Below are 256 nucleotides of genomic sequence, written 5' to 3'. Positions count from 1 at the left end.
CCGGAATAAAGGCCGGCGTAAGATCGGCGCCGATCGTGAAGGTATCGGCATTCTGCGTCTTGAGCGCGGGATTGGCACCGGCGCGATACATCACCAGCGTCTGGCCCGCCGGAAGCGCCGGGTTCTGCAGCGCGGGATCGAGGAACTTGTAGGGATAGAGCCCGATCGAAACCTGCTCGGCAATGCCGATCGTGCTGCGGAAGCGCGGCACCAGGAACGAGCGCGCATAGGTTCCCCGCAAGGCGATCGAGCGATC

1 protein-coding gene is annotated in these 256 nt (G+C 64.1%); it reads right to left on the bottom strand.

Annotated elements, in window-relative coordinates; all coding sequences use genetic code 11:
• A partial coding sequence (locus tag NLU14_RS22440) for a hypothetical protein (RefSeq protein WP_275710782.1) occupies positions 1-256 on the bottom strand: 256 nt, incomplete at both ends.

Origin of the sequence: Marinobacter iranensis, from assembly GCF_029207565.1 — a bacterium.
Lineage (GTDB): Bacteria > Pseudomonadota > Gammaproteobacteria > Pseudomonadales > Oleiphilaceae > Marinobacter > Marinobacter iranensis.
Note: the sequence above shows the minus strand (reverse complement) of the source record. Positions and strands in the feature narration are given on the sequence as shown.